We start from the raw sequence: 21,381 nt of genomic DNA, 5'->3' as shown, positions 1-21,381 counted from the left end.
CGGCGCGTCGGGCGGTGTTTGTTACCGCATCTCCTGCGCCGGGGTAACGCCAAGAATACCCAAGCCCGCTGAAATCACAACAGAAACGGCACGAGCCAATGCGATTTTTGACTGGCTTGTGGCAACATCGCCATCCTGGATGAACCGCAGCTGGGTTTCGTCGTTGCCCTTGTTCCACAGCGCATGGAAGTCGCCGGCCAGTTCATAGAGGTAGAACGCAACGCGGTGCGGCTCGTTCGTGCGGGCGGCGATTTCCACCAGTCGCGGCCATTCAGCCAGCTTTTTGGCGACTGTCAGCTCGGATGCGTGATCGTTCTTACTCAGATCGGCCCCTTTGAGGGTCGCATCATCTGCGGCAATCCCGGCCTCAGCCGCGCGGCGCAGCACGCTCATGACGCGGGCATGGGCGTATTGCACGTAGAACACGGGGTTCTCGCGGCTCTGCTCCAGCACCTTGTCAAAATCGAAATCCAGCGGCGCGTCATTCTTGCGGGTTAGCATCACAAAGCGGGTCACATCCGGCCCCACCTGATCTACCACATCGCGCAGAGTGACAAAGTTCCCTGCCCGTTTGGACATCTTGAACGGCTCGCCATTCTTCCACAGCTTTACCAACTGGGTCAGCTTGATATCCAGCGGCACCTTACCGTCAGACAGAGCCGACACAGCCGCCTTCATCCGTTTGACATAGCCGCCGTGGTCGGCACCAAACACGTCGATCAGCGCGTCAAAGCCACGGCTGACTTTGTCATAGTGATAGGCGATATCGGGCGCGAAATAGGTCCACGCGCCGTCTGATTTCTTGACCGGACGGTCCACGTCATCGCCATGTTCGGTCGATTTGAACAGGGTCTGCTCGCGCGGCTCCCAATCCTCGGGCTTTTTACCCTTGGGCGGCTCCAGCACACCTTCATAGATCAGACCCTTCTCGGTCAGCGACTGCAGCGCAGCCTCGATCCGGCCTGTACCGTAGAGGGACTTCTCAGAAAAGAACACATCCATCTCGACGCCCAGCGCCTTAAGATCGGCGCGGATCAGGTCCATCATCGCGTCGGTAGCAAAGTTGCGCAGGTCTTCCAGCCATTCGCTTTCAGGCTTGTCGATCAGGCTGTCGCCGTATTTCTCTTTCAGAGCCTCACCGATCGGGATCAGATAGTCACCGGGATAAAGGCCTTCGGCAATCTCGGGGCTGAGGCCATTGGCCTCGCGATACCGCTCATAGGCCGAACGCGCCAGTACATCCACCTGCGCGCCGCCGTCGTTGATGTAATACTCACGCGTCACATCATGGCCGGAATAGGCCAGCAGGCTTGCCAATGCGTCCCCGAAGACCGCGCCCCGAGTATGCCCAACATGCAGCGGGCCTGTGGGGTTGGCCGAGACATATTCGACGTTCACCTTCTGCCCGTGCCCCATGGTCGAGCAGCCATAATCGGTGCCATGTTCCAGCACGGCGGTCAGCACACCCTGCCAGACCGACGGCGCCAGCCGCAGGTTCAAAAACCCCGGCCCTGCCACCTCGGCGCTGGTGATCCGTTCATCAGCGGCCAGCTTACCAGCCAGCACATCGGCAATGTCGCGCGGCTTCATCTTGGCTGGTTTTGCCAATACCATCGCCGCGTTGGTCGCCATATCGCCATGTGCCGCGTCGCGCGGAGGCTCAACCGCCACGTTGTCAAAGCTCAGCCCCTCGGGCAGAGCACCTTCGGACTGCATCTGCGCCAGCGCGTCCAGTACAAGGGCGCGGATCTCGGAAAACAGGTTCATTTCGAATGTCCTTTTGCTTGCCCGGCGGTTTATCACGCAGCGCGGTAAGGTCAATGGATGCCTAAAGTTTGACCTTGGTTTGGGCGCAATCCCCGCTACAGTCTGCCCGAACTGCGAAATTCGGAGACCATTGATGCGCCTCGCCCTACCCCTCAGCCTGCTTCTGTCCACCGCCCTGCCCGTTCTGGCCGAGATGCCCGCACCGCAAGGACATGTGCTGGTGACATTGGGTGGCGCTGTCAGCGAAACCAACCTGCCCGCGCGGGGCGAGAATGATGGCGGGCTGCTTGGGTTTCTCGAAGTGACTCATGACGGGGCAGCAGGGTTTGACGCCGCCCTTCTGGACAGCCTGCCTCAGGTTCAGATCACCATCCCCTACGGCCCGCCCGATCATCAGCGCGACTACACGTTCAGTGGCCCGCTGCTGTCGGACGTCATGATCCTTGCGGGGGCCGAAGGAAAAACCGCACGCCCCATGGCAATGGACGGGTATCAGGCGGAAATTCCGTGGGACAGCATTTCGACGTACAAACCCATACTGGCCACCCATGCCGACGGTGCGCCGATGGGGGTCGGAGGCTATGGCCCCACCATGATCGTGTTCCCGCCAACCGACGATGCAGACGCAGCCGACGCTCAAGCCAGCCAACAGGTCTGGGCGCTGGCCTATATCGGGATCGAGTGACCCGCCGGCGCGGGTCGTCCCGTCAACCGTACATGATCCTGTATCGCAAACCGGTCCGTCATACCGGCGATATAGTCTGACACGATCCGGGCAAGTGCGGTTTCATTCCCTGCCGCCTCAATATCAGCGTGCCAGCGGGCCGGCATTTGACGGGGGTCCCCGAGATAAATCGGGAACAACTCTTCGACGATCTTGCTAACTTCGGCCCGCACCTCCATCACCGAGGGCGCGCGATACATCCGGGTGAACAGAAAGGCGCGGATGTCCTGCAACTGCGACCACAATTGCCCCGAGAACTGGATCACCGGGCGGCCCAAATGGCGGATATCTTCCACCGATTGCGCTCCGGATTCGGCAATCAACGCGGCAGATGTATCGATCACATCCGAGACCATGACCCCAAAGACGCGCCGCAGAGCTTCATGCCTGCGCCGATACGGATCAAGATTTGGATAGGCGCGATCAACCTCGGCATAGCATGCACCCACAATCGGCAGGGCTTGAATTTCATCATCACTGAACAAATCCGCCCGCAGCCCGTCCAGCAAATCGTGATTGTTATAGGCAATGTCGTCGGATAGAGCCGCAACCTGCGCCTCGGCGCTGGCATGAGTGTGCAGCTCCAGATCAAACGCGCCGTTGCACTCGGCCAGCGCCCAGGGCAATTCACCAACCACCGGACCGTTGTGCTTGGCAATGCCTTCCAGACACTCCCAAGTCAGGTTGCAACCGTCGAATTCGGCATAATGGCGTTCCAGCTTGGTGACAATCCGAATGGCCTGAGCGTTGTGATCAAACCCGCCATATGGCCGCATCAGCGTGTGCAATGCGTTTTCGCCCGTATGACCAAAAGGCGTGTGACCCAAATCATGCGCCAGAGCCACGGCCTCGGTCAGTTCGGGGTTCAGGCCCAAGGCCCCGGCTATAGTCCGCGCAACTTGCGCCACTTCGATTGAATGGGTCAGACGGGTGCGGTAGCTGTCCCCTTCATGTTCGACAAACACTTGTGTCTTGTGTTTGAGCCGCCTAAACGCGCTGGCATGAATGATCCTGTCACGGTCGCGCTGAAAGCATGACCGGAAACTGCTTTCGTCCTCCGGCACCAACCGCCCTCTTGCGCGGCCGGGATCCGAGGCAAAACCCGCTCTGTCCAAAGGTCTTGTCCTTGTCGCCTGTCCTTTGGTTACATATATTGTAGCGGAACAAGGAAATAAACCTTTGGAGTCCGGCATGAATCTGCCTCCCACAGTCACCGAACGCGCCTTTGACCGTCTTGCCGAAATCGGCGCTGCGGATCAAGGGCAGGCTTTACGCGTCGCGGTCGAAGGCGGTGGATGTTCAGGGTTTCAATATGAAATTGCACTGGATCAGCCAAAAGACGATGATCTTGTGTTGGAAGGCAAAGGCCAAAAGGTCATCGTGGACTCGGTTTCCCTACCCTTTCTGGAAAACGCGGTCATCGACTTTACTCAGGAACTGATCGGTGCGCGGTTTGTCATCGATAATCCCAACGCCACATCGTCCTGTGGCTGCGGCACGTCGTTTTCGATGTAACGTAGGTGGGGGCTTTGCCCCCACACCCCCAAGGTATTTTCAGCCAGATGAAGAGGGATCCGCTCTCCGACCCTACCGCCGGAGAGCTTCACCTGGCGCGGTCATCGGCGCCTCCGCCTGTACCGCCTCCCATAGATCGCAAAAGTTGGTTAACAATCCGTTTCTTCATCTGGCCAAAAATATCTCGGAGCGCGAGGCAGAGCCTCGCATCCTTCACCGCCACTTGCCGCTGGGTTCATTCTGCGCGATAGGTTGCCAACAGCTTTGGAGGGCCGCGCATGAAAATCGCCACGTTCAACATCAATGGGATCAAAGCGCGGGCCGAGGCCCTGCCCCGGTGGCTGGACGAGGCACAACCGGACATCGCTCTGCTGCAGGAAATTAAGTCCGTCGACGAGAACTTCCCTCGCGAAATCTTCGAAGAACGCGGATACAATGTCGAAACGCATGGTCAGAAGAGCTTTAACGGTGTCGCAATCCTCTCGAAGCTACCATTGGAGGATGTAACGCGCGGCTTGCCCGGTGACGACGAGGATGAACAAGCCCGTTGGATCGAAGCGACTGTTGTCGGCAAGCAGGCGATCCGGATTTGTGGCCTTTATCTACCGAACGGAAATCCCGCGCCCGGGCCAAAATACAACTACAAACTGGCGTGGATGGAGCGTCTGTATGATCGCGCCCGTGACCTGCTGGCAACCGAAGAGCCTGCGTTGATGGCGGGCGACTACAACATCATTCCGCAAGCGGAAGATGCAAAACGCCCCGATGCATGGCGCGAGGACGCCTTGTTCCGACCCGAAAGCCGGGCCGCCTTCCGCAAAATCCTGAACCTAGGGTTCACCGAGGCGTTCCGTGCCCGAGTACAAGGTGCTGGCCACTATTCCTTCTGGGACTATCAGGCCGGAGCGTGGAACAAGGATGACGGCATTCGCATCGACCATTTTCTACTAACCCCTCAGGCCACAGATCTGATGCGAGACTGTCAAATCGACAAGGAGGTGCGTGGGCACGAAAAACCCTCGGATCACGTGCCAGTCTGGGTTGATTTGGACATCTGAGATCAAACGGTTGGGTCGTAGTTGTAGATCCAGTCGTATTTCTGCGTCAGGCGCGGACCTATCGCCGCCAGAACTGCTTGCGCGGCCAAACGCATCGGACCGCGCAAGTGAAAATTGCGTGCATTTGCGGATGCGGCAGCTACCACGTGCTGCGCGCGGCGTTGGCGCACGGATTCGTAGGCTACAAGGGCCTGCCTTACGCCCGATTGGTTGTCGAAAGAGCGTGCGAGAACCCAGGCATCCTCAAGCGCCAGACACGCTCCTTGCGCCATGAAGGGTAACGTCGGATGGGCCGCATCGCCCAACAGGGCCAAGCGTCCGTTCTGCCATCTCTCGGCCACCGGACGCATGAACAGTGCCCACAGATGCGTTTCTTCGACCTTTGTCAGAATGTCTGTCACCGGCCCTCCAAAATCGGCAAACCTAGCGCGCAAGTCATTGGGATCGCCCTTTACACGCCAGCCTTCCTGCTGCCAGTCCGAGCGTTCTTCAATTGCTACGACGTTCATCAGGCGTTGGTCGCGCAGCGGATAGGTGACGATGTGCCGCCCCGGCCCCATTGTCAGTGAGGCTTGCGACTTCTCGACCTTATCCTCCCAAGGCACCGTCGCGCGCCAGGCGATCTGGTGGGTGAAGGCTGGGGCCTCGGGGCCGTTCAGGATCGGGCGAAGGGTGCTGCGTCCACCATCTGCGGCAATGGCACATTCGACGCGGAGGCGCTCTTCATCATCCAGCACGATCTCGACCTCGGACGGGTGTTTGCGAACCGTCTGCACTCGCGCGCCAAGGCGTATGTCGACACCTGCATCCTCGGACGCCCGTCGCAACAGCTCCAGCAAATCGGCGCGGTGATAGTAGAATGTCGGACCCGCCGCAGGGGCTGGGATGCGACTGATAACCCGACCCTTGCGATAGTCACGCAAAATAGTTCCGTGCGAGAGTTGCGCGGCTTCAGGCGGATCCCCCGCAACCCCCAAGGCGCGCAGAACGGACATCCCGTTGGCGCTGATCTGAAGGCCCGCTCCGACCTCGGTCAGTGCTGGGGCCTGCTCTAGCACCGTCACCTGCGCACCGCGCTGGCGCATGGCCAACGCCGCAGCAAGTCCGCCGATGCCGCCGCCAACCACGCAAAACTTCAAACCATTGATCTTCATAGCATTGCCTTAACGCAAAAACGCCGGAGCAACAGGCCCCGGCGTTTGAATTCTTGACATTTCAGGACGATCAATCGTCGCGGTGGACTTTTTCGCGACGCTCATGCCGTTCCTGCGCCTCGAGCGTCATGGTTGCGATCGGGCGCGCATCCAGACGCTTCAGCGAGATCGGGTCGCCTGTTTTTTCGCAGTAACCATACTCACCCTCATCGATCCGGCGCAGGGCCGAGTCGATTTTAGCCACCAGTTTGCGCTGACGGTCGCGCGTGCGCAGTTCCAACGCTCGATCGGTTTCCTCGCTTGCGCGGTCGGCAACGTCGGGGATGTTACGGGTGTTGTCCTGCAAACCTTCGATCGTGTCGCGGCTGCCTGCCAAAAGTTCGGTCTTCCAGTCCAACAGCTTGCGACGAAAATACTCAAGCTGCCTGTCGTTCATAAATGGCTCGTCTTCGGCTGGACGATAATCTTCGGGCAGAAATACTTCCTGCTTCATTTTTGCTCCCTCGGTGTGGCCTTCAACGCCGAGTGCACTCTCTTCACCAGACATGAGGCATTCCCTTCTGCGGAGCGTTTATCTGACGGCGCGGGGATTGTCACTATGCAAACGTAGCGCCGAACAAGTGTGATCATAAACAGTCTAAATATGAGACATCAAACAACAAAACCTTGTTTTTCTGTGAAAATTGGCGGGCCTTTTCAAGGCATCCCCCAAAATGCCGCTGGGTCTGTTAGCGCTCGAATCAACCAAAGGCATTGGACTCGCTGACCAATTTGGCGCGACGGCACTCAGCGACGCGGGTTGTAAAAATCCTCACTGCTCTGTAACCCAAAGACCACAGGCCGCGCGATACAGGATGAGGACCCCATGACCGCACGTTTTCAAGGCACAGCCGAATATGTTGCCACTGATGATTTGACCATCGCGGTGAATGCCGCGGTCACACTGGAGCGTCCGCTACTGGTCAAGGGCGAACCCGGCACCGGCAAAACCGAGCTGGCCAAACAGGTGGCTGGCGCGCTGGGTCTGAAGATGATCGAGTGGAACGTGAAATCCACCACCCGCGCGCAACAGGGCCTGTACGAATATGACGCCGTCAGCCGCTTGCGTGACAGCCAGTTGGGCGATGAGCGCGTGCATGACGTGTCAAACTATATCCGCAAGGGCAAGCTGTGGCAGGCGTTCGATGCCGACGAAAAGGTCGTGCTGCTGATTGATGAGATCGACAAGGCCGATATCGAATTTCCAAACGACCTGCTGCAAGAACTCGATAAGATGGAGTTCCACGTCTACGAAACTGGTGAGACGATCAAAGCCAAGAACCGGCCTATCGTGATCATCACCTCGAACAACGAAAAGGAACTGCCCGACGCCTTCCTGCGCCGGTGTTTCTTTCACTATATCCGTTTCCCCGATGAGACCACGATGCGCCGCATCGTCGAGGTTCATCACCCCGGCATCAAGGACGCGCTGCTGACCACCGCACTAACGCAGTTCTATGAAATCCGCGACACGCAGGGGCTGAAGAAAAAGCCCTCGACCTCGGAAGTACTGGACTGGTTGAAACTGCTTCTGGCCGAGGATCTGACCGCCGAGGATCTGAAACGCGACGGAGCGAATGCCCTACCCAAGCTTCACGGCGCGCTGCTTAAGAACGAACAGGATGTGCACTTGTTCGAACGTCTGGCTTTTATGGCGCGTAGCAAACGCTGATCATGGGGTGATCGGCCTTGCCATACGGCAAGCGGGCTGTCAGCATTGGTTAACGACGGCCCGAAGACCGGGCATCCGAGCAGATGGGACAAGCTGAGTGTCTGACACCCTTACGATCCGCGCCTTGCGGCCTGATGATCGCGCCCAATGGGCCGAACTATGGCGCGATTATCTGGCGTTCTATGAAACGACCGTTCCCGACGGCACCTATGACGCCACTTTTGCCCGCCTTTTGGGTGATGACCCGAACGATTTTTCCTGCTTTGTCGCCGAAAGCGCCGGACAGTTGGTCGGACTGACACACTACCTGTTCCACCGTCATGCGTGGAAGGAAGAGTCTGTCTGTTACCTGCAAGACCTGTTCGCAACCCCGGCATCACGCGGTACCGGCGTCGGCCGTGCGTTGATTCAGGCTGTATATGACGAAGCTGACCGTCAGGGCGCGCCCTCGGTCTATTGGCTGACGCAGGAGTTCAACCACACCGCGCGCAAGCTCTATGACCGTATCGGCAAGCAAACGCCCTTCATCCGGTATCAACGCCCATGATCAGGCTTGGTGCGATGGTGTTCGGATTGGCCCTTGCAGGCTGCACCACGGTCACCCCACCCGAACCGCCGACGCGCGTCAAACCAACCGAAGACATCCTGCCGCCGGCCAAGTCATTCGCGACCGCGCGCCCTACCCCGCCCACGCGATCCAACGTGAGTATCGCGCAGGATTTCGTGTCGCTTCACTTCGCGTTGGAAAGCGGCACTGCGCTGCCTGTCTTCACCCGGTTTGAAGAACCGGTAACCGTGCGCCTTAGGGGTCAGGTCACCCCTTCAATGCAACGCGATCTCCGACGCCTTCTGACCCGCTTACAGCGTGAAGCCGGGATCGATATCCGGCAAATCCAGGACGGCCCCGCCAATATCACCATCGAAGCCGTCAGCCAGGAACAAATCCAAAGCATCCTGCCCCAGGCAGCCTGTTTCGTGGTGCCCAATTCTTCGGACTTTGAGGAATACCGCCGGGATCGGCGGAAACAGAAAAGCAGTTGGCTCCGCCTGCGTAACCGGGAAAGACTGGGCATTTTCATCCCATTTGACGCGAGCCCACAGGAAAAACGCGACTGCCTGCACGAAGAGCTTGCGCAGGCTTTGGGCCCTTTGAACGACCTGTATCATCTACCGGATTCGATCTTTAACGACGACAACATACACACCGTTCTGACTGGGTTCGATATGCTGGTCCTGCGCGCGGCCTATGCGCCTGAGTTGCGCAGCGGCATGACCCGCGAAGAGGTCGAGGCCGTCATACCTGACGTGCTCAAACGTCTGAACCCGCGCGGTGAAAACGTGCCGGCGCAACCAACGACCCAGACCACGCGAGACTGGATTCGAGCCATCCAGAGTTCCCTCAACCCCAACCGCAGTGTTGACGCCAGACTACGCTCGGCCAGTCGCGCCGCCCGGATTGGCGCGGAACAAGGATGGACCGACCACCGTCGTGCCTATCCCTATTTCCTGATGGGTCGGATGGAACAGTTCGACAATCCGCAAAAAGCCTTGCGCGACTATGACACCGCCCTGCAATACCTCCGCGCGACACCAAACACAGAGATTCATCAGGCGTATATCACGACTCAACTTGGAACTTATGCATTGGCACAAGGCAGCGGACCGCAATTCCTGCCCGAATTGGACAAAGCCATCGACGTTATGACGCGCGCTGAAAACGCCTCGCAGCTGGCAACACTATTGCTGCTGAAATCCGAGGCTCTAAATCAGGCGGGACGCCCAACCGAAGCACGTTCCGTCAGGCTGGACAGTCTGGGATGGGCACGCTACGGGTTTGGCTCGGAAACGGTGGTCCGGTCGCTGATGCAGGACGTTGCAGAGGCACCCGCGAATAACAGAGGCGGTTAACGCATGGTCGTAGTTCTGGGAATGGCATTACTGGGGGCGGTCCTAGGAGCGATGGCCGCGCGCAAGCGAAACGGCAGTGGTGCGGACATGGCACAATACGCCGCTGGCTATGGTATCGCCTTTTCGCTGGTGGGCCTTATCCTGTCATTGATCATCGTCAGACTGATTTCGTAGCCATGTTCCTTCCCTTCTTTGAAAACCTCCGCAAAGCCCGTATTCCAGTATCCCTGCGCGAATACCTGACCTTTCTGGAAGGCATGAAAAAGGGTCTGGCCACCTATGATGTCGAGGCGTTCTATTACCTCGCCCGTGTCTCGATGGTGAAGGACGAACGTAATATCGATAAGTTCGACCAAGCCTTCGCCGCCAGCTTCAAAGGTTTGGAAGAAATTAGCTTTGACCAGGTGATCGAGGCTGTGGACATCCCCGCCGAATGGCTGGCCAAGATGGCAGAAAAACACCTGTCCGAAGAAGAAAAGGCCGAGATTGAGGCCATGGGCGGGTTCGAGAAACTGATGGAGACGCTGCAAGAGCGGCTCAAGGATCAGGAAGGCCGCCATCAGGGTGGCAACAAATGGATCGGCACCACCGGGACCTCGCCGTTCGGAGCGTATGGGTACAACCCCGAGGGCGTTCGCATCGGCCAGAAGGAAAGCCGTCACCAGCGCGCAGTCAAGGTCTGGGATAAGCGTGAATTCAAGAACTTAGATGACACAGTTGAACTGGGCACCCGCAACATCAAGGTCGCCCTGAAACGCCTGCGCCGCTGGGCCCGCGAGGGCGCGGCGGACGAGCTGGATCTGGACGGCACAATTCGCGCCACCGCCGAACACGGCTATCTGGACGTTAAAACCCGACCTGAGCGTCACAACGCGGTCAAAGTGCTGTTGTTTCTGGACGTAGGCGGATCAATGGACCCGCATATCAAGGTGGTCGAAGAGCTGTTTTCCGCCGCGCGGACCGAGTTCAAGCATCTGGAATATTACTATTTCCACAACTGCCTGTACGAAGGCGTCTGGCGCGACAATGCCCGTCGTTGGGATCAGCAGACCCCCACCCATGAAGTGCTGCGCACCTACGGCCCCGATTACAAGTGTATTTTCGTAGGCGATGCCTCCATGAGCCCCTATGAAATCGCCTACCCCGGCGGGGCGAATGAGCACTGGAACCAAGAGGCAGGTCAGGTCTGGCTGCAACGCGCACGAGATCAGTGGAATTCAAACCTGTGGATCAATCCGGTGCCCGAGAAATACTGGGACTACACCCATTCCATCAGCATGATCCGCGAGATTTTCGAGGACCGCATGGTGCCGATGACTCTGGCCGGGCTGGAGCAAGGGATGCGCGAACTGACGCGCTGAACCGGCTCTCAACTGCTTATTGGATCCCGGCCCGGAAGGGTCAGCACCCGCGTAAGGGGTAAAGTCAGGCCCAGATAGGTTGACACCGCGCCCGAGTATTTCGGGACATTATCCAACTGATCTTCGACCCGCGTGCCGTAATAGATGTCGCAATCGACCGGTGGCAGTTCCATCTGCTGCGCCGTTCGGGCCGGAACCACCGAGAGCGCGCCGAACAGATAAGCCAGCATCGGATCGCCACAAGATTTGCACAGACCGCGTGACAGAGGCGACGGGTTTTCGGTGTGAATCCATTTGATGGTTGACGGATCAGCAGGACGCGCCTGCCCCCGGCGCAGCAGCAAGGCATCCGCGTAGGGCGCCTGATAAACGGACTGGCATTTCGTGCAATGGCAGCGAAAACGAACACGGGGCGCGGCGGTGACGGTCACTTTGGTCTGACCGCAGGAACAGCATGTCTGGATCTGTGTCATGGCGCAGGTTAAACACGCCTCTCGCGACCGGTCAACGCGCCCTCACAGGCTGTTGCGCAGCGTCATTTTCCTGTTGCTTCGGCCTCTGCGCAGCCCCATATCTGATCTATGCTGCGCCTGACCCCAATCCTGTTGGCCATCGCCTATGCCGTCGTTATGTACCGGATTTCCGTGTGGCGTACCCATCGCGAATTAGACGCGAAGTCGACCGAGTTGGCGGACCCTGCGCTGAAACGCATGACCGATCGTTTGGCGGCGGCGCTCGAGATCGAGCGGGTTCCGGTCTACATCTACGAAATCGACCCTGTAAATGGGTTGGCCGCGCCGGACGGGCGGATTTTCATCACGCGGGGGTTTTATCGCAAGTTCCGCGATGGCGACGTCTCGGCCGAGGAAATGGCCAGCGTGATCGCGCATGAGCTTGGTCACGTGGCGCTGGGTCATGCGCGGCGGCGGATGATTGATTTTTCCGGTCAGAACGCGCTGCGGACGGCGCTGATCATGGTGTTGAACCGGTTCATTCCGTTCATTGGGGCGTGGATCGCGAATATGCTGGCGCATCTGCTGGCCTCGCGCCTGTCGCGCGGGGATGAGTATGAGGCGGATGAATATGCCGCCGCGCTGCTGACCAAGGCCGGGATTGGGATTGGGCCGCAGAAATCTCTGTTTCACAAGCTCGAAAAGCTGACCGAGCAGAGGGCGGGAGTTACGCCAGCTTGGTTAATGAGCCATCCCAAAACGGATGAGCGGATTGCGGCGTTGGAGGCGCTTGAACAGCGTTGGAAGGCGGGTGGATAGGTTGCGGCCGTGAGGGGCCAGCCCCTCACACACCCCGAGGTATTTTTAGCCAGATGACGGGCGGATCGGATTTAAGTGGTGAGGGCTTTGCCCAGGCGTGGCAGACGAGCTTTTTTCATCAGCGCACGCAGGGTCCATTGGTCGCCTGAGAGGCGGTTGGCTTCTGCGAGAACACGGTCGGCCATCTTAGATATGCCTTCCGGATCGATGCGCCAAAAGCCGTGCAGCAGGTTATCGGGATCTTGGCGGTCCAACCCTTCTTCCGACAGGATGTTTCGGGGGAAGTCTTTCGCGTTCATAGTGACAATTACATCTGACGACGACGCTATGGCGATGGCCAGTACGTGAACATCAGCGGCATCGGGCAGCCAGAGGCGCTGCTCAAGACCTGGTTGTGCTTCACGCTCTGCTTTGGGCCATTGAGATTGAGTCAGGGCAATTTCGGCGCGGGCCTGTGACTCACCCGTGGAGCCCAGCTTTCGTGCAGCACGGGCCCATTCTTCGAGGATGCGCGCAGACCATATGGGTTCGAAATGACCCATCTTTGCCGCGCCCAACAGCATCGCTCGCATCACCGTGGGATAGATGACGCAGGTATCCAGAACCGCCCTCACACCCGGTAGAACACGGCTTTGAGGTATCCGCTTTCGGCCAGTTGCGGCAGTTGCAGGTGATCCGGCCCCGCAAAGCCCGTGTGGATCAGTTGCGCCTGCTGCCCGGTTCGGCCGATCCCTCGCGATGAGGCGTCGCGGAAACGGCCCAGATCGGCGGCGTGAGAACAGGAACACAGGCCAAGATAACCGCCCGGTTTGGCCAGCGGCGCGGCCAGACGCGCGATGCGCTCATAGGCGCGCAGCCCCGCGTCCAGCGCCTGTTTCGAGGGCGCGAAGGCGGGCGGGTCACATATGACCACGTCGTATTGCGCGCCCTCTTCGGCCAGTTGGGTCAAGACATCGAAGGCGTCGCCTTGCCGGGTTTGGAACCGGTCGGCAAAGCCCGAGGCTTGCGCGCCTTGGGCGGCCAATTCCAATGCGGCGGCTGAGCCATCGACGGACAGCGCCGACCCGGCTCCGCCAGCCAGCATCGCCAGACCGAACCCGCCCACGTGGCTGAACACATCCAGCACCTGTGCGCCGGGTTGGACCAGCCGGGCCGCGAAGGCGTGGTTGGGGCGTTGGTCGTAGAACAGCCCGGTTTTCTGGCCGCCGGTCAGGTCGGCCATATAGGTCGCGCCATTCATAGGCACCGGCAGCGGCGCATCGGGGGCCGTGCCGCGCAGGGTGAGGTTGGCATCGTCTAGCCCCTCAAGCCCGCGTGTCCGGCCCGAGGCGTTTTTCAGCACCGTGGTCACGCCGGTCACCGCGACCAGCGCGTCGGTCAGAGTGTCCAGATGCGCTTCGGCCCACGCCGCGTTGGGTTGGATGACGCAGGCGTCACCAAAGCGGTCGATGATCACACCGGGAAAGCCATCGGCTTCGGCGTGGATCAGACGGTAATAGGGCGCGTCGAACAGGCGCTCGCGCATGTCTAGCGCGCGGCGCAGGCGGGTTTCGAACCACGTGGCGTTTAACTCGGCATCCAGATCGCGGTCCAAAACGCGGCACATGATCTTGGACTCGGGGTTCACCGCCACCAGCGCGATGGGCGCGCGGTTTTCGTCTTCCAACACGGCCAAAGCCCCTGCCGGGATCTTACGGGTGCGGCGGTCTGTAACGACGTCATTGGCATAGACCCAAGGGAAGCCGTGGCGCAGTCCGCGCGCATTGGCTTTGGGTTTCAGGCGGATACGGGGGCGGTCGGCGGATTGGGTCATGCCGCTCCTCTTAGTGGCTCCGGCGCGCGGGGAAAAGCCCTAGCGATCGCGGGACCGCCAGCCGCCGCGGCGTTTGGGTTTTTGTGCTGCCTGCAATCCCTCGGTCAGCACCTGCGTCATCGGGTGATCCGCCTGCGCCGCGTAGATGGCGTGCAGATCGGTCAGCGCCTGCGTCTGATCCCGATCCGCAGGCAGGCTGAGTGCCCAGTCCAGAAAGATGCTTCGGCATTCGGGCAATGTGATGCCCTCCATGTTATATGCCTCGCGGATCAGGCCCTTGTGGTCATTGGGGTCGTCACTGCGCGCCATGAGTATCCTCCGAAATAACGCAGCCGATGATCCCGGCGGCGGTGTCGTAACTGTCCTGCAGCGCGGCCTGAAGCTGGTCGACCTTTTCAAACCCGGTGGCCCGGCACAGGAAGGCGGCACCGCCCTCGCCGATCTTGTCGGCCTCGATCACCTTGCCCGACAGCAGCCGGGCCGCGCATTGTACCGACCAGCATAGATCATAGCAGTCCTTCAGCGTTTGCGCCTGCGCGACATTCAGCAAGCCAGCAGCGACCGCGCCGTCCATCCCCGTGTGTACATCACGTTGAGGTAAACCGGACAGCAACGCGCCAGTCTCGGCCATCAGTTCGATATCCATCATCCGACCCGAGCCGTTCTTGGCATCCCAGATACCGGCCGGAGATTTGGCGGCGGCAAGTCTCGTGCGCATCTCGGCCACCTCGCGTAGCACCTTCGCGGTATCTCGGGGACGGGTCAGAAATTCGGCGCGGAAGGTTTCGATATCCTGCGCCAGATCAGCATTTCCAGCCACAACGCGGGCGCGGGTCAGGGCCAAGTGTTCCCAGACCCATGCTTCATTCTGCTGGTAGTTGGTGAAACTGGCCCAACTGGTCGCCACCGGCCCCTGATTGCCCGAAGGGCGCAGACGCATGTCGACCTCATAGAGCCGCCCCTGCGACATGGGCGCGGAAAGGGCCGTAATCAAAGCCTGCGTGAACCGCGCGTAATAGGTGCGCGTGGCCAGCGGGCGCGGACCGTCGGACATGTCCTGATCCAGCGGGTCATAGATCACGATCATGTCCAGATCGGATTGCGAGTTGATCCGCCCTGCCCCGATCGACCCCATGCCCAGCACCACCGCCCCTCGTCCCGGTGCGGGCCCGTGTTTTCGGGCGAATTGTTCGGTCACGCAGGGAAAAAGCGCGGCGATCACGGCGCTAGCCAGATCGGCGTAGTGCTGCCCGGCCTGTGCGCCGTCGATCAGCCCGCGCAGGTGGTGAACACCGATGCGGAAATGCCATTCCTTGCACCAGCGGCGGGCGAAATCCAGCTGCGTCTCATAGTCTGCCTCTTGCGCCAGCGCCTGCTCCAGATCGGCGTGCAACACCGCTTGCCCGGGCCAGTCGTCAAAGAAACTGCCCCCGATCACCGCGTCAAAGACCGAAGCATTGCGCGACAGATGCCCCGCCAGCGCATGAGACGTGCCGACGATATCGACCAGCAGGTCGATCAGATGCGGGTTGGCCTCGAACAGGGAAAACAGTTGCACCCCCGCAGGCAGGCCCGACAGGAACCCGTCGAGCGCCAGCAGCGCTTCATCCGGTTTCGCGGTCTTGGCCAAACGCGCCAGCAATTCGGGTTTCAGCCGTTCGAATATCCGCGCGCCCCGTTGCGAGCGCAGCGCCGGATAGGTCGGCCAGCGCGCCATGACGCCTTCGTCAAAGCTAACCTCGGGGGTTGGCGCGGGGGCTACTGCTCCGGGCGCGAAGAACCCTTCGGTCAGTTCATGCACCTCGGTCAGGCGGCGGGTCAGGTCGGAGGTCAGCTCGGCGCTGTCGATCCCCATAAGGCAGGCGACACGTTCGATACCTTCCGCAGATTGCGGCACTTTGTGGGTCTGCGCATCGTGGATCATCTGGATGCGGTGTTCGACGTCGCGATGAGCACGGTAATGGTCGGTCAGCTTGTCGGCGACCTCCTGCGGCACCCAGCTTTTTTCGGCCAGCGCGGCCAGCCCCGGCACCGTACCGCGGACGCGCAGATCGGGGTCGCGCCCCCCGGCGATCAACTGGCGGGTCTGGGTGAAGAACTCGATCTCACGAATGCCGCCCTGCCCCAGCTTCATGTCGTGGCCCGGAATGGTCAGCGCACCGCCGGTTCCTTTGTTTTCGCGGATGCGCAGGCGCATGTCATGGGCGTCCTGAATGGCCGCAAAATCCAGATGCCGCCGCCAGACAAAGGGGCGCAGCGTGTCCAGAAACCGCTGCCCTGCTGCGATGTCCCCGGCACAGGGGCGCGCCTTGATATAAGCCGCGCGCTCCCACGTGCGGCCCAGGCTTTCGTAATACCGCTCGGCGGCCTCGGCGGCCATGCACACGGGCGTTACCCCGGGATCGGGGCGCAACCGCAGATCGGTGCGGAACACATAGCCATCGGCGGTTTTGTCGCTGAGCGTGGCGCAGAAATTCCGCGTGGCACGCACCATGCCATGGCGCGCCTCGTAGAAATCATCCGGGTCAAACCGGGTCTCATCGAACAGCACGATCAGGTCGATATCCGAGCTGTAATTCAGCTCATGCGCGCCCATCTTGCCCATGGCCAGAATGATCATCCCGGCGGCGGTTTCAACGTCGTCCTCGCTCATGCCCGGCAACTTGCCTCGCCGGATCAGCGCGGCGATCTCGGCCTTGGCCGCCACATCCGCCGCCAGCGCCCCGAAATCCGTCAGCGCAGCTGTCACTTTTTCTAAGGGCCACGCCCCCGCCACATCGGCCAGCGCGGTCAGCAGCGCCATCCGTCGTTTGCCCTGCCGCAACCCCGGTTTCAGCTGATCCGGCGGCAGCGCGCGGGCGGCTGCCATCACCTCAGCCAGCGCTTGATCGGGCTGCTGCAAGGCCCCGGCCAGCCAGTCTTTTTCCCGCTCGATCAACCCTTTGAGATACGGGCTAGAACCCGCGACACCCGCGATCAGCTCAGCCTGTTCAGGCGTCAGATCCGCAACCAGACCCTGTGTTTCATCACCCAACGCGGGATCGAACGGGCGCGGCATTCGCTGGATCGACAGAGCGGTCATGATGGGGCCTCCGGCGTGTTACTGTCCCCAAATGGCCTGATTTCAAAGGCTTGCACAAGTCCTAACTGCATCGCTGCGACACCCCCTTAAAGCCAATGTAAAACATTTTTACATACACCCCTTGCAACCTGCCGCCCAACTCCCATCTATTCAATGTGAAAACAATTTACATCAACCCGGAGACCAAAATGACCGCACTATCCGACCCCGCCGTCCCTTCAAATCCGGGATGGCTGCACCGTATCGAGGCCTGGCTGGACGACAAGGGCAAAGGCGCCTGGATTGGCGCCATGGTCCTAGGTTTCATCTTTTTCTGGCCTGTGGGCCTGGCCCTTCTGGCCTATATGATCTGGAGCAAACGCATGTTCAGCAAATCCTGCAGCCGCCGCACATCCTGGAACAGCCACATGAGCGCGATGAAACCGTCGGGCAACAGCGCCTTTGATGCCTATAAGGCCGACACCCTGGCCCGGCTCGAGCGCGAACAACAGGATTTCGAAGCCTTCCTGCGCCGCCTGCGCGATGCCAAGGACAAGGCCGAGTTCGATCAATTCATGGACGAACGCGCCCGTGATAACCACGATGCAGACGAAAGCGACGCACGCGCCTGATCTGATCCTTGCCCTGCCCCGGTTTTCGGGACAGGGTGAACCCATTCAACGACGCGGATATCCCTATATGACTCATCTACCAGATCCAGATCGCCAACCGGAATTCTATCAATCGGTGGCGACCAAGCGCTTTGTCGCCTGGCTGTTCGATATCGCGCTGATATCGCTGCTTTGTATTGTTCCGATCTTCCTCACTCTGGGTGCGGGGTTGTTTTTCCTGCCTCTGATCTATGCCGTCATCAGCTTTGTCTACCGTGTCGTCACGATTGCGAACGGGTCGGCCACTTTGGGCATGCGTTTTATGGGAATCGAACTGCGTGATGCATTCGGCACACGGATGGACCTGGGCAAGGCTATCGCCCATACAGCGGGATATTTCGTGAGTATGGCGATCTTTGTGGTGCAGGTCATCTCGGTCATCATGATGCTGACCAGTTCCCGCGGACAGGGCCTGACGGATTCCTTCCTTGGAACGGTGATGATCAACCAGCGCGCGTAATAGTAACCCTGTCGCGTGAATCACTTGGCGGCTCCGGGATCGATTGCTATCATCCCGGTCAGAAAACACGGGACTTTCATGCGACACACGCTGCCTATCGCGCCACAATTCTATGTGACGGCCCCACAGCCTTGCCCTTATCTTGAGGGCAGGATGGAGCGGAAGCTGTTCACAGCCCTACAGGGTGAAGGGGCAGATCAACTGAATAACTCGTTGTCGCAACAAGGGTTTCGCCGCTCGCAAAACGTCCTGTACCGGCCGTCATGTGCCGATTGCGCCGCTTGTCTGTCAGCCCGTATCGACGTATCCGCGTTTGCCCCCAGCAAAAGCCAAAAGCGCGCGGTAAAGCGAAACGCGTACCTGCAGCGCAAGGCCAATTCGCCTTGGGCCACCGATGAACAGTACGAGCTGTTTCGCCGCTATCTGGATACCCGCCATGCCGATGGAGGTATGGCCGATATGGACGTGTTCGAATTCGCCGCAATGATCGAGGAAACTCCGATCCGCAGCCGCGTTGTGGAATATGCGGACCCCGACACCGATAACCTGATCGCCGTCAGTCTGACCGATGTTCTGGATGACGGGCTTAGCATGGTCTACTCGTTCTATGACCCGCATCAACCGCAGAATTCCTTGGGCACCTATATGATCCTTGATCATATCGACATCGCGCGCGAGGCCGGACTGCCCTATGTTTATCTTGGATATTGGGTCCCTGGCAGCCCCAAGATGGGATATAAGGCCCGGTTTTCGGGGTTGGAGGCATATATTCAAGGTGAATGGGTCAAGGTCGGAAACCCGGCTGATCTTGCAGGATCGGGCCACCACCCTCTGTCGACCGCTCCGATTGCCGAACAAGTCGCGAATATTCAATTGCCCGACCGACACCCGACCAAAGGCTGAAGTCCCATGCGTCAGAGCCTGCATGCGGTGACCCTCGTAGTGCCAGACTACGATGCTGCGATCTCATTTTACACGCAGACCCTGAGCTTTACGCTCGAGCAGGACATTGATTTGGGTGATGGTAAACGTTGGGTGCGCGTGGCCCCCCCCAACGCGCCCGAGGGGTCTTTGCTGCTGGCCAAAGCGGCTGACGCCGATCAAAACAAGGCCATAGGCAACCAAACCGGCGGACGTGTCGGCTTTTTCCTGGCAACGGATGATTTTCAACGCGACCACGCGGCCATGACGGCGGCTGGCGTGACGTTCGAGGAAACCCCGCGTCGTGAACCTTATGGAACCGTCGCGGTCTGGCGCGACCCGTTTGGAAATCGCTGGGATTTGATCGAGTTCAGCTAGCGCTTGTTCCAGCATTTTGACTGTCTCGGGGCAGATCCGTCAGAAAAGATGAACAATTATTAATCATCTAAATGGCGACTTCCCTACGCCCAGCGATTGAATCCTTACCCTACGTCACCAAGTAATCCTGACCCTCAGCCGTTCGACCCCGTTTAGATCCGCTCGGCTGGGCTTCAATGACATAGCCCGTGATGCAACAGGTTCCCGACCTGCGGGTTTGGCTTTGGTAAAGGGAGACGGACAATGACTCATGCTATTCGACGGCTGCTTGCGGCCAACCTGACGACGCAAATTCTAACGGCCCTTGCGCTTGGTTCAGCCCTTGGACTGGCCCTGAACTATTGGCACATACCGTTCCTTCAAGAACATCTGGTCAATGGCCTGTTCAGCATGGTCGGCCAGATGTTCCTGAACGCGCTGCAGATGCTGGTCGTACCGCTGGTGGTTTTTTCCCTACTGTGCGGCGTGGTTGGGATTGGTGATCTCAAGGTCTTGGGGCGTGTCGAAGGGCTGACTTTTGTGACCTATCTGGCGACCACGGCGCTGGCGGTGATGACGGCGCTTGTGTTTGCCAACATCATCAACCCCGGCATAGGATTTGACAGCCTGCATATGGCCAGCGCGGATGTGTCCGTCGCAACGCAGGATACCGCGTGGCAGATACTGGCAAACATCATCCCCAAGAACCCGGTTCAAGCGCTGGCCAATGGCGAAATGCTGCAGATCATCTTTTATGTGATCGTTGTCGGCATTGCGGTCCTGATGATCGGAAGCCGCGCCAAAGCCTTTGTCGAGGGCTGTACCTTCATGAACGAACTGGCGATGAAAATCGTCGAGATCGTGATGGCCTTCGCTCCGATCGGCGTCTTCTGTCTGATTGCCAAGACCTTTGCGCTGGAAGGGTTCGGCCTGTTTGCCCCGGTCATCGGATATCTAGCGACCATCAGCCTGACGCTTGTCTTCCACCTTTGCGTGACGTTGATGGTGCTGCTTTACGTCTGCACCGGCCTGAGCCCGCGTGCGTTTCTGCGCAAAATGCGTTCGGCACAGGTGTTTGCCTTCTCGACCTCAAGCTCAAACGCGACGATCCCGGCCTCGATGCAATGCGTGACCCAGCGCATCGGTGTAGACCGCTCGGTTGCCTCGTTCGGCATCCCGTTGGGCGCGACGATCAACATGGACGGCACCGCGATCATGCATGGGGTGGCGACGGTGTTCCTGGCCAATGCCTATGGGATTGATCTGGGGCTGGGTGGCTATATGACCATCATCTCGATCTCGGTTCTGGCCTCAATCGGCACTGCCGGAGTGCCTGGCGTGGGTATCGTGATGCTGGCCATGGTGTTGAATCAACTGGGAATGCCGCTGGACGGGATCGCCATCATCCTCGCCGTTGACCGGATCATCGACATGATGCGGACGGTGGTTAACATAACCGGCGACGCGGTTGTCACCACCATTGTCGCCCAGCGTGTCGACAAGCTGGACAGGGCGGTCTTCAATGACCCCGACGCCGGGACCCTGACCCCTGCCACGCTGGATATCGACCACGAGGCCGAAGCTGCTTTTGCGGAACTGACGCATCCCAAAGCCGAAGCCTGAACAAAA

General features: G+C 59.5%; 23 protein-coding genes. 14 read left to right on the top strand and 9 right to left on the bottom strand.

Features of this window, described 5'->3' with window-relative positions; all coding sequences use genetic code 11:
• Nucleotides 1–21 precede the first annotated feature (21 nt).
• Complete coding sequence (argS, locus tag AC2FF7_RS12540; protein ID WP_480865727.1) at nucleotides 22–1,767, bottom strand: arginine--tRNA ligase; 1,746 nt, start codon at nucleotides 1,765–1,767, stop codon at nucleotides 22–24.
• Nucleotides 1,768–1,900: 133 nt separating this feature from the next.
• Between argS and AC2FF7_RS12535 the strand changes: the two genes are divergently transcribed.
• The gene (locus tag AC2FF7_RS12535; RefSeq protein WP_480865728.1) at nucleotides 1,901–2,452 is read left to right on the top strand and encodes a putative pterin-binding protein; all 552 of its coding nucleotides are present in this window, start codon (nucleotides 1,901–1,903) and stop codon (nucleotides 2,450–2,452) included.
• On the opposite strand, the gene AC2FF7_RS12530 is transcribed toward AC2FF7_RS12535, so the two are convergent.
• The gene (locus AC2FF7_RS12530; protein ID WP_480865729.1) at nucleotides 2,434–3,606 is read right to left on the bottom strand and encodes a deoxyguanosinetriphosphate triphosphohydrolase; all 1,173 of its coding nucleotides are present in this window, start codon (nucleotides 3,604–3,606) and stop codon (nucleotides 2,434–2,436) included. The genes AC2FF7_RS12535 and AC2FF7_RS12530 overlap by 19 nt on opposite strands.
• A gap of 76 nt (nucleotides 3,607–3,682) precedes the next feature.
• Here AC2FF7_RS12530 and AC2FF7_RS12525 point away from each other — a divergent pair, with 76 nt between their 5' ends.
• Complete coding sequence (locus tag AC2FF7_RS12525; protein WP_170354454.1) at nucleotides 3,683–4,006, top strand: HesB/IscA family protein; 324 nt, start codon at nucleotides 3,683–3,685, stop codon at nucleotides 4,004–4,006.
• 278 nt (nucleotides 4,007–4,284) lie between these two features.
• The gene (gene xth, locus AC2FF7_RS12520) at nucleotides 4,285–5,064 is read left to right on the top strand and encodes an exodeoxyribonuclease III (protein WP_480865730.1); all 780 of its coding nucleotides are present in this window, start codon (nucleotides 4,285–4,287) and stop codon (nucleotides 5,062–5,064) included.
• A gap of 2 nt (nucleotides 5,065–5,066) precedes the next feature.
• Here xth and AC2FF7_RS12515 read toward each other — a convergent pair whose 3' ends face one another.
• Nucleotides 5,067–6,218, bottom strand: coding sequence for an FAD-dependent monooxygenase (locus AC2FF7_RS12515; protein WP_496905701.1), 1,152 nt, complete (start codon nucleotides 6,216–6,218; stop codon nucleotides 5,067–5,069).
• A gap of 70 nt (nucleotides 6,219–6,288) precedes the next feature.
• Nucleotides 6,289–6,711 (bottom strand): RNA polymerase-binding protein DksA, encoded by a 423-nt coding sequence (dksA, locus tag AC2FF7_RS12510; RefSeq protein ID WP_170354457.1) that lies wholly within the window; start codon nucleotides 6,709–6,711, stop codon nucleotides 6,289–6,291.
• 372 nt (nucleotides 6,712–7,083) lie between these two features.
• On the opposite strand from dksA, the gene AC2FF7_RS12505 reads away from it, so the two are divergent.
• The 5 genes from AC2FF7_RS12505 to AC2FF7_RS12485 all read left to right on the top strand — a co-directional run bounded on the left by AC2FF7_RS12505 (nucleotide 7,084) and on the right by AC2FF7_RS12485 (nucleotide 11,198).
• Nucleotides 7,084–7,929: an AAA family ATPase gene (locus AC2FF7_RS12505; RefSeq protein ID WP_353390247.1), complete on the top strand. Its 846-nt coding sequence runs from the start codon at nucleotides 7,084–7,086 to the stop codon at nucleotides 7,927–7,929.
• Between the two features lie 97 nt (nucleotides 7,930–8,026).
• A complete protein-coding gene (locus AC2FF7_RS12500) occupies nucleotides 8,027–8,476 on the top strand; it encodes a GNAT family N-acetyltransferase (protein ID WP_480865732.1) in 450 nt (149 codons plus the stop codon).
• Nucleotides 8,473–9,837: a DUF2927 domain-containing protein gene (locus AC2FF7_RS12495; protein WP_480865733.1), complete on the top strand. Its 1,365-nt coding sequence runs from the start codon at nucleotides 8,473–8,475 to the stop codon at nucleotides 9,835–9,837. The genes AC2FF7_RS12500 and AC2FF7_RS12495 overlap by 4 nt, the downstream gene beginning before the upstream one ends.
• Nucleotides 9,838–9,840: 3 nt before the next feature.
• Nucleotides 9,841–10,011, top strand: a complete 171-nt coding sequence (locus tag AC2FF7_RS12490) for a hypothetical protein (protein ID WP_353390253.1) — start codon at nucleotides 9,841–9,843, stop codon at nucleotides 10,009–10,011.
• Between the two features lie 2 nt (nucleotides 10,012–10,013).
• On the top strand, nucleotides 10,014–11,198 hold the full coding sequence (locus AC2FF7_RS12485) for a vWA domain-containing protein (protein WP_496905700.1): 1,185 nt from the start codon (nucleotides 10,014–10,016) through the stop codon (nucleotides 11,196–11,198).
• An 8-nt stretch (nucleotides 11,199–11,206) separates the two neighbouring features.
• Here AC2FF7_RS12485 and AC2FF7_RS12480 read toward each other — a convergent pair whose 3' ends face one another.
• Nucleotides 11,207–11,671 carry a GFA family protein gene (locus AC2FF7_RS12480; RefSeq protein ID WP_480865735.1) on the bottom strand — a complete coding sequence of 155 codons (465 nt, stop codon included), beginning with the start codon at nucleotides 11,669–11,671 and terminating at the stop codon, nucleotides 11,207–11,209.
• Nucleotides 11,672–11,779: 108 nt separating this feature from the next.
• Here AC2FF7_RS12480 and AC2FF7_RS12475 point away from each other — a divergent pair, with 108 nt between their 5' ends.
• On the top strand, nucleotides 11,780–12,469 hold the full coding sequence (locus AC2FF7_RS12475) for a M48 family metallopeptidase (protein ID WP_496849033.1): 690 nt from the start codon (nucleotides 11,780–11,782) through the stop codon (nucleotides 12,467–12,469).
• A 71-nt stretch (nucleotides 12,470–12,540) separates the two neighbouring features.
• On the opposite strand, the gene AC2FF7_RS12470 is transcribed toward AC2FF7_RS12475, so the two are convergent.
• From AC2FF7_RS12470 to AC2FF7_RS12455, 4 genes are read right to left on the bottom strand one after another with little or no spacing between them, the layout of a single operon-like run.
• The gene (locus AC2FF7_RS12470) at nucleotides 12,541–13,083 is read right to left on the bottom strand and encodes an RSP_2648 family PIN domain-containing protein (RefSeq protein ID WP_480865737.1); all 543 of its coding nucleotides are present in this window, start codon (nucleotides 13,081–13,083) and stop codon (nucleotides 12,541–12,543) included.
• A complete protein-coding gene (locus AC2FF7_RS12465; protein WP_480865738.1) occupies nucleotides 13,080–14,282 on the bottom strand; it encodes an RSP_2647 family RNA methyltransferase in 1,203 nt (400 codons plus the stop codon). Before AC2FF7_RS12465 ends, AC2FF7_RS12470 begins: the two co-directional genes overlap by 4 nt.
• Before the next feature lie 39 nt (nucleotides 14,283–14,321).
• Nucleotides 14,322–14,591, bottom strand: a complete 270-nt coding sequence (locus AC2FF7_RS12460; RefSeq protein ID WP_480865739.1) for a hypothetical protein — start codon at nucleotides 14,589–14,591, stop codon at nucleotides 14,322–14,324.
• Nucleotides 14,578–17,364 (bottom strand): [protein-PII] uridylyltransferase family protein, encoded by a 2,787-nt coding sequence (locus AC2FF7_RS12455; RefSeq protein ID WP_480865740.1) that lies wholly within the window; start codon nucleotides 17,362–17,364, stop codon nucleotides 14,578–14,580. The genes AC2FF7_RS12460 and AC2FF7_RS12455 overlap by 14 nt, the downstream gene beginning before the upstream one ends.
• Nucleotides 17,365–17,552: 188 nt before the next feature.
• On the opposite strand from AC2FF7_RS12455, the gene AC2FF7_RS12450 reads away from it, so the two are divergent.
• The 5 genes from AC2FF7_RS12450 (at nucleotide 17,553) to AC2FF7_RS12430 (ending at nucleotide 21,375) form a co-directional block, all read left to right on the top strand.
• Nucleotides 17,553–17,975 (top strand): DUF2852 domain-containing protein, encoded by a 423-nt coding sequence (locus AC2FF7_RS12450; protein WP_480865741.1) that lies wholly within the window; start codon nucleotides 17,553–17,555, stop codon nucleotides 17,973–17,975.
• A 67-nt stretch (nucleotides 17,976–18,042) separates the two neighbouring features.
• The gene (locus AC2FF7_RS12445) at nucleotides 18,043–18,474 is read left to right on the top strand and encodes an RDD family protein (protein WP_496905712.1); all 432 of its coding nucleotides are present in this window, start codon (nucleotides 18,043–18,045) and stop codon (nucleotides 18,472–18,474) included.
• Nucleotides 18,475–18,552: 78 nt separating this feature from the next.
• Nucleotides 18,553–19,377: an arginyltransferase gene (locus AC2FF7_RS12440; RefSeq protein WP_170354469.1), complete on the top strand. Its 825-nt coding sequence runs from the start codon at nucleotides 18,553–18,555 to the stop codon at nucleotides 19,375–19,377.
• Nucleotides 19,378–19,383: 6 nt separating this feature from the next.
• Entirely contained in the window at nucleotides 19,384–19,773 is a 390-nt protein-coding gene (locus AC2FF7_RS12435; protein ID WP_496905699.1) for a VOC family protein, read from the top strand.
• A 243-nt stretch (nucleotides 19,774–20,016) separates the two neighbouring features.
• The gene (locus tag AC2FF7_RS12430) at nucleotides 20,017–21,375 is read left to right on the top strand and encodes a dicarboxylate/amino acid:cation symporter (protein WP_496905698.1); all 1,359 of its coding nucleotides are present in this window, start codon (nucleotides 20,017–20,019) and stop codon (nucleotides 21,373–21,375) included.
• Nucleotides 21,376–21,381: the final 6 nt, after the last annotated feature.

The organism is Ruegeria sp. YTSC325, from assembly GCF_059609525.1.
This window is presented reverse-complemented; position numbering and strand designations above follow the sequence as displayed.

Bases quoted from the DNA above. Each gene is read 5' to 3' on its own strand.
- argS (WP_480865727.1), bottom strand. From the start codon at position 1,767: ATGAACCTGTTTTCCGAGATCCGCGCCCTTGTACTGGACGCGCTGGCG.
- AC2FF7_RS12535 (WP_480865728.1), top strand. From the start codon at position 1,901: ATGCGCCTCGCCCTACCCCTCAGCCTGCTTCTGTCCACCGCCCTGCCC.
- AC2FF7_RS12525 (WP_170354454.1), top strand. From the start codon at position 3,683: ATGAATCTGCCTCCCACAGTCACCGAACGCGCCTTTGACCGTCTTGCC.
- xth (WP_480865730.1), top strand. From the start codon at position 4,285: ATGAAAATCGCCACGTTCAACATCAATGGGATCAAAGCGCGGGCCGAG.
- AC2FF7_RS12515 (WP_496905701.1), bottom strand. From the start codon at position 6,218: ATGAAGATCAATGGTTTGAAGTTTTGCGTGGTTGGCGGCGGCATCGGC.
- dksA (WP_170354457.1), bottom strand. From the start codon at position 6,711: ATGAAGCAGGAAGTATTTCTGCCCGAAGATTATCGTCCAGCCGAAGAC.
- AC2FF7_RS12505 (WP_353390247.1), top strand. From the start codon at position 7,084: ATGACCGCACGTTTTCAAGGCACAGCCGAATATGTTGCCACTGATGAT.
- AC2FF7_RS12495 (WP_480865733.1), top strand. From the start codon at position 8,473: ATGATCAGGCTTGGTGCGATGGTGTTCGGATTGGCCCTTGCAGGCTGC.
- AC2FF7_RS12490 (WP_353390253.1), top strand. From the start codon at position 9,841: ATGGTCGTAGTTCTGGGAATGGCATTACTGGGGGCGGTCCTAGGAGCG.
- AC2FF7_RS12485 (WP_496905700.1), top strand. From the start codon at position 10,014: ATGTTCCTTCCCTTCTTTGAAAACCTCCGCAAAGCCCGTATTCCAGTA.
- AC2FF7_RS12480 (WP_480865735.1), bottom strand. From the start codon at position 11,671: ATGACACAGATCCAGACATGCTGTTCCTGCGGTCAGACCAAAGTGACC.
- AC2FF7_RS12475 (WP_496849033.1), top strand. From the start codon at position 11,780: ATGCTGCGCCTGACCCCAATCCTGTTGGCCATCGCCTATGCCGTCGTT.
- AC2FF7_RS12465 (WP_480865738.1), bottom strand. From the start codon at position 14,282: ATGACCCAATCCGCCGACCGCCCCCGTATCCGCCTGAAACCCAAAGCC.
- AC2FF7_RS12460 (WP_480865739.1), bottom strand. From the start codon at position 14,591: ATGGCGCGCAGTGACGACCCCAATGACCACAAGGGCCTGATCCGCGAG.
- AC2FF7_RS12455 (WP_480865740.1), bottom strand. From the start codon at position 17,364: ATGACCGCTCTGTCGATCCAGCGAATGCCGCGCCCGTTCGATCCCGCG.
- AC2FF7_RS12450 (WP_480865741.1), top strand. From the start codon at position 17,553: ATGACCGCACTATCCGACCCCGCCGTCCCTTCAAATCCGGGATGGCTG.
- AC2FF7_RS12445 (WP_496905712.1), top strand. From the start codon at position 18,043: ATGACTCATCTACCAGATCCAGATCGCCAACCGGAATTCTATCAATCG.
- AC2FF7_RS12440 (WP_170354469.1), top strand. From the start codon at position 18,553: ATGCGACACACGCTGCCTATCGCGCCACAATTCTATGTGACGGCCCCA.
- AC2FF7_RS12435 (WP_496905699.1), top strand. From the start codon at position 19,384: ATGCGTCAGAGCCTGCATGCGGTGACCCTCGTAGTGCCAGACTACGAT.
- AC2FF7_RS12430 (WP_496905698.1), top strand. From the start codon at position 20,017: ATGACTCATGCTATTCGACGGCTGCTTGCGGCCAACCTGACGACGCAA.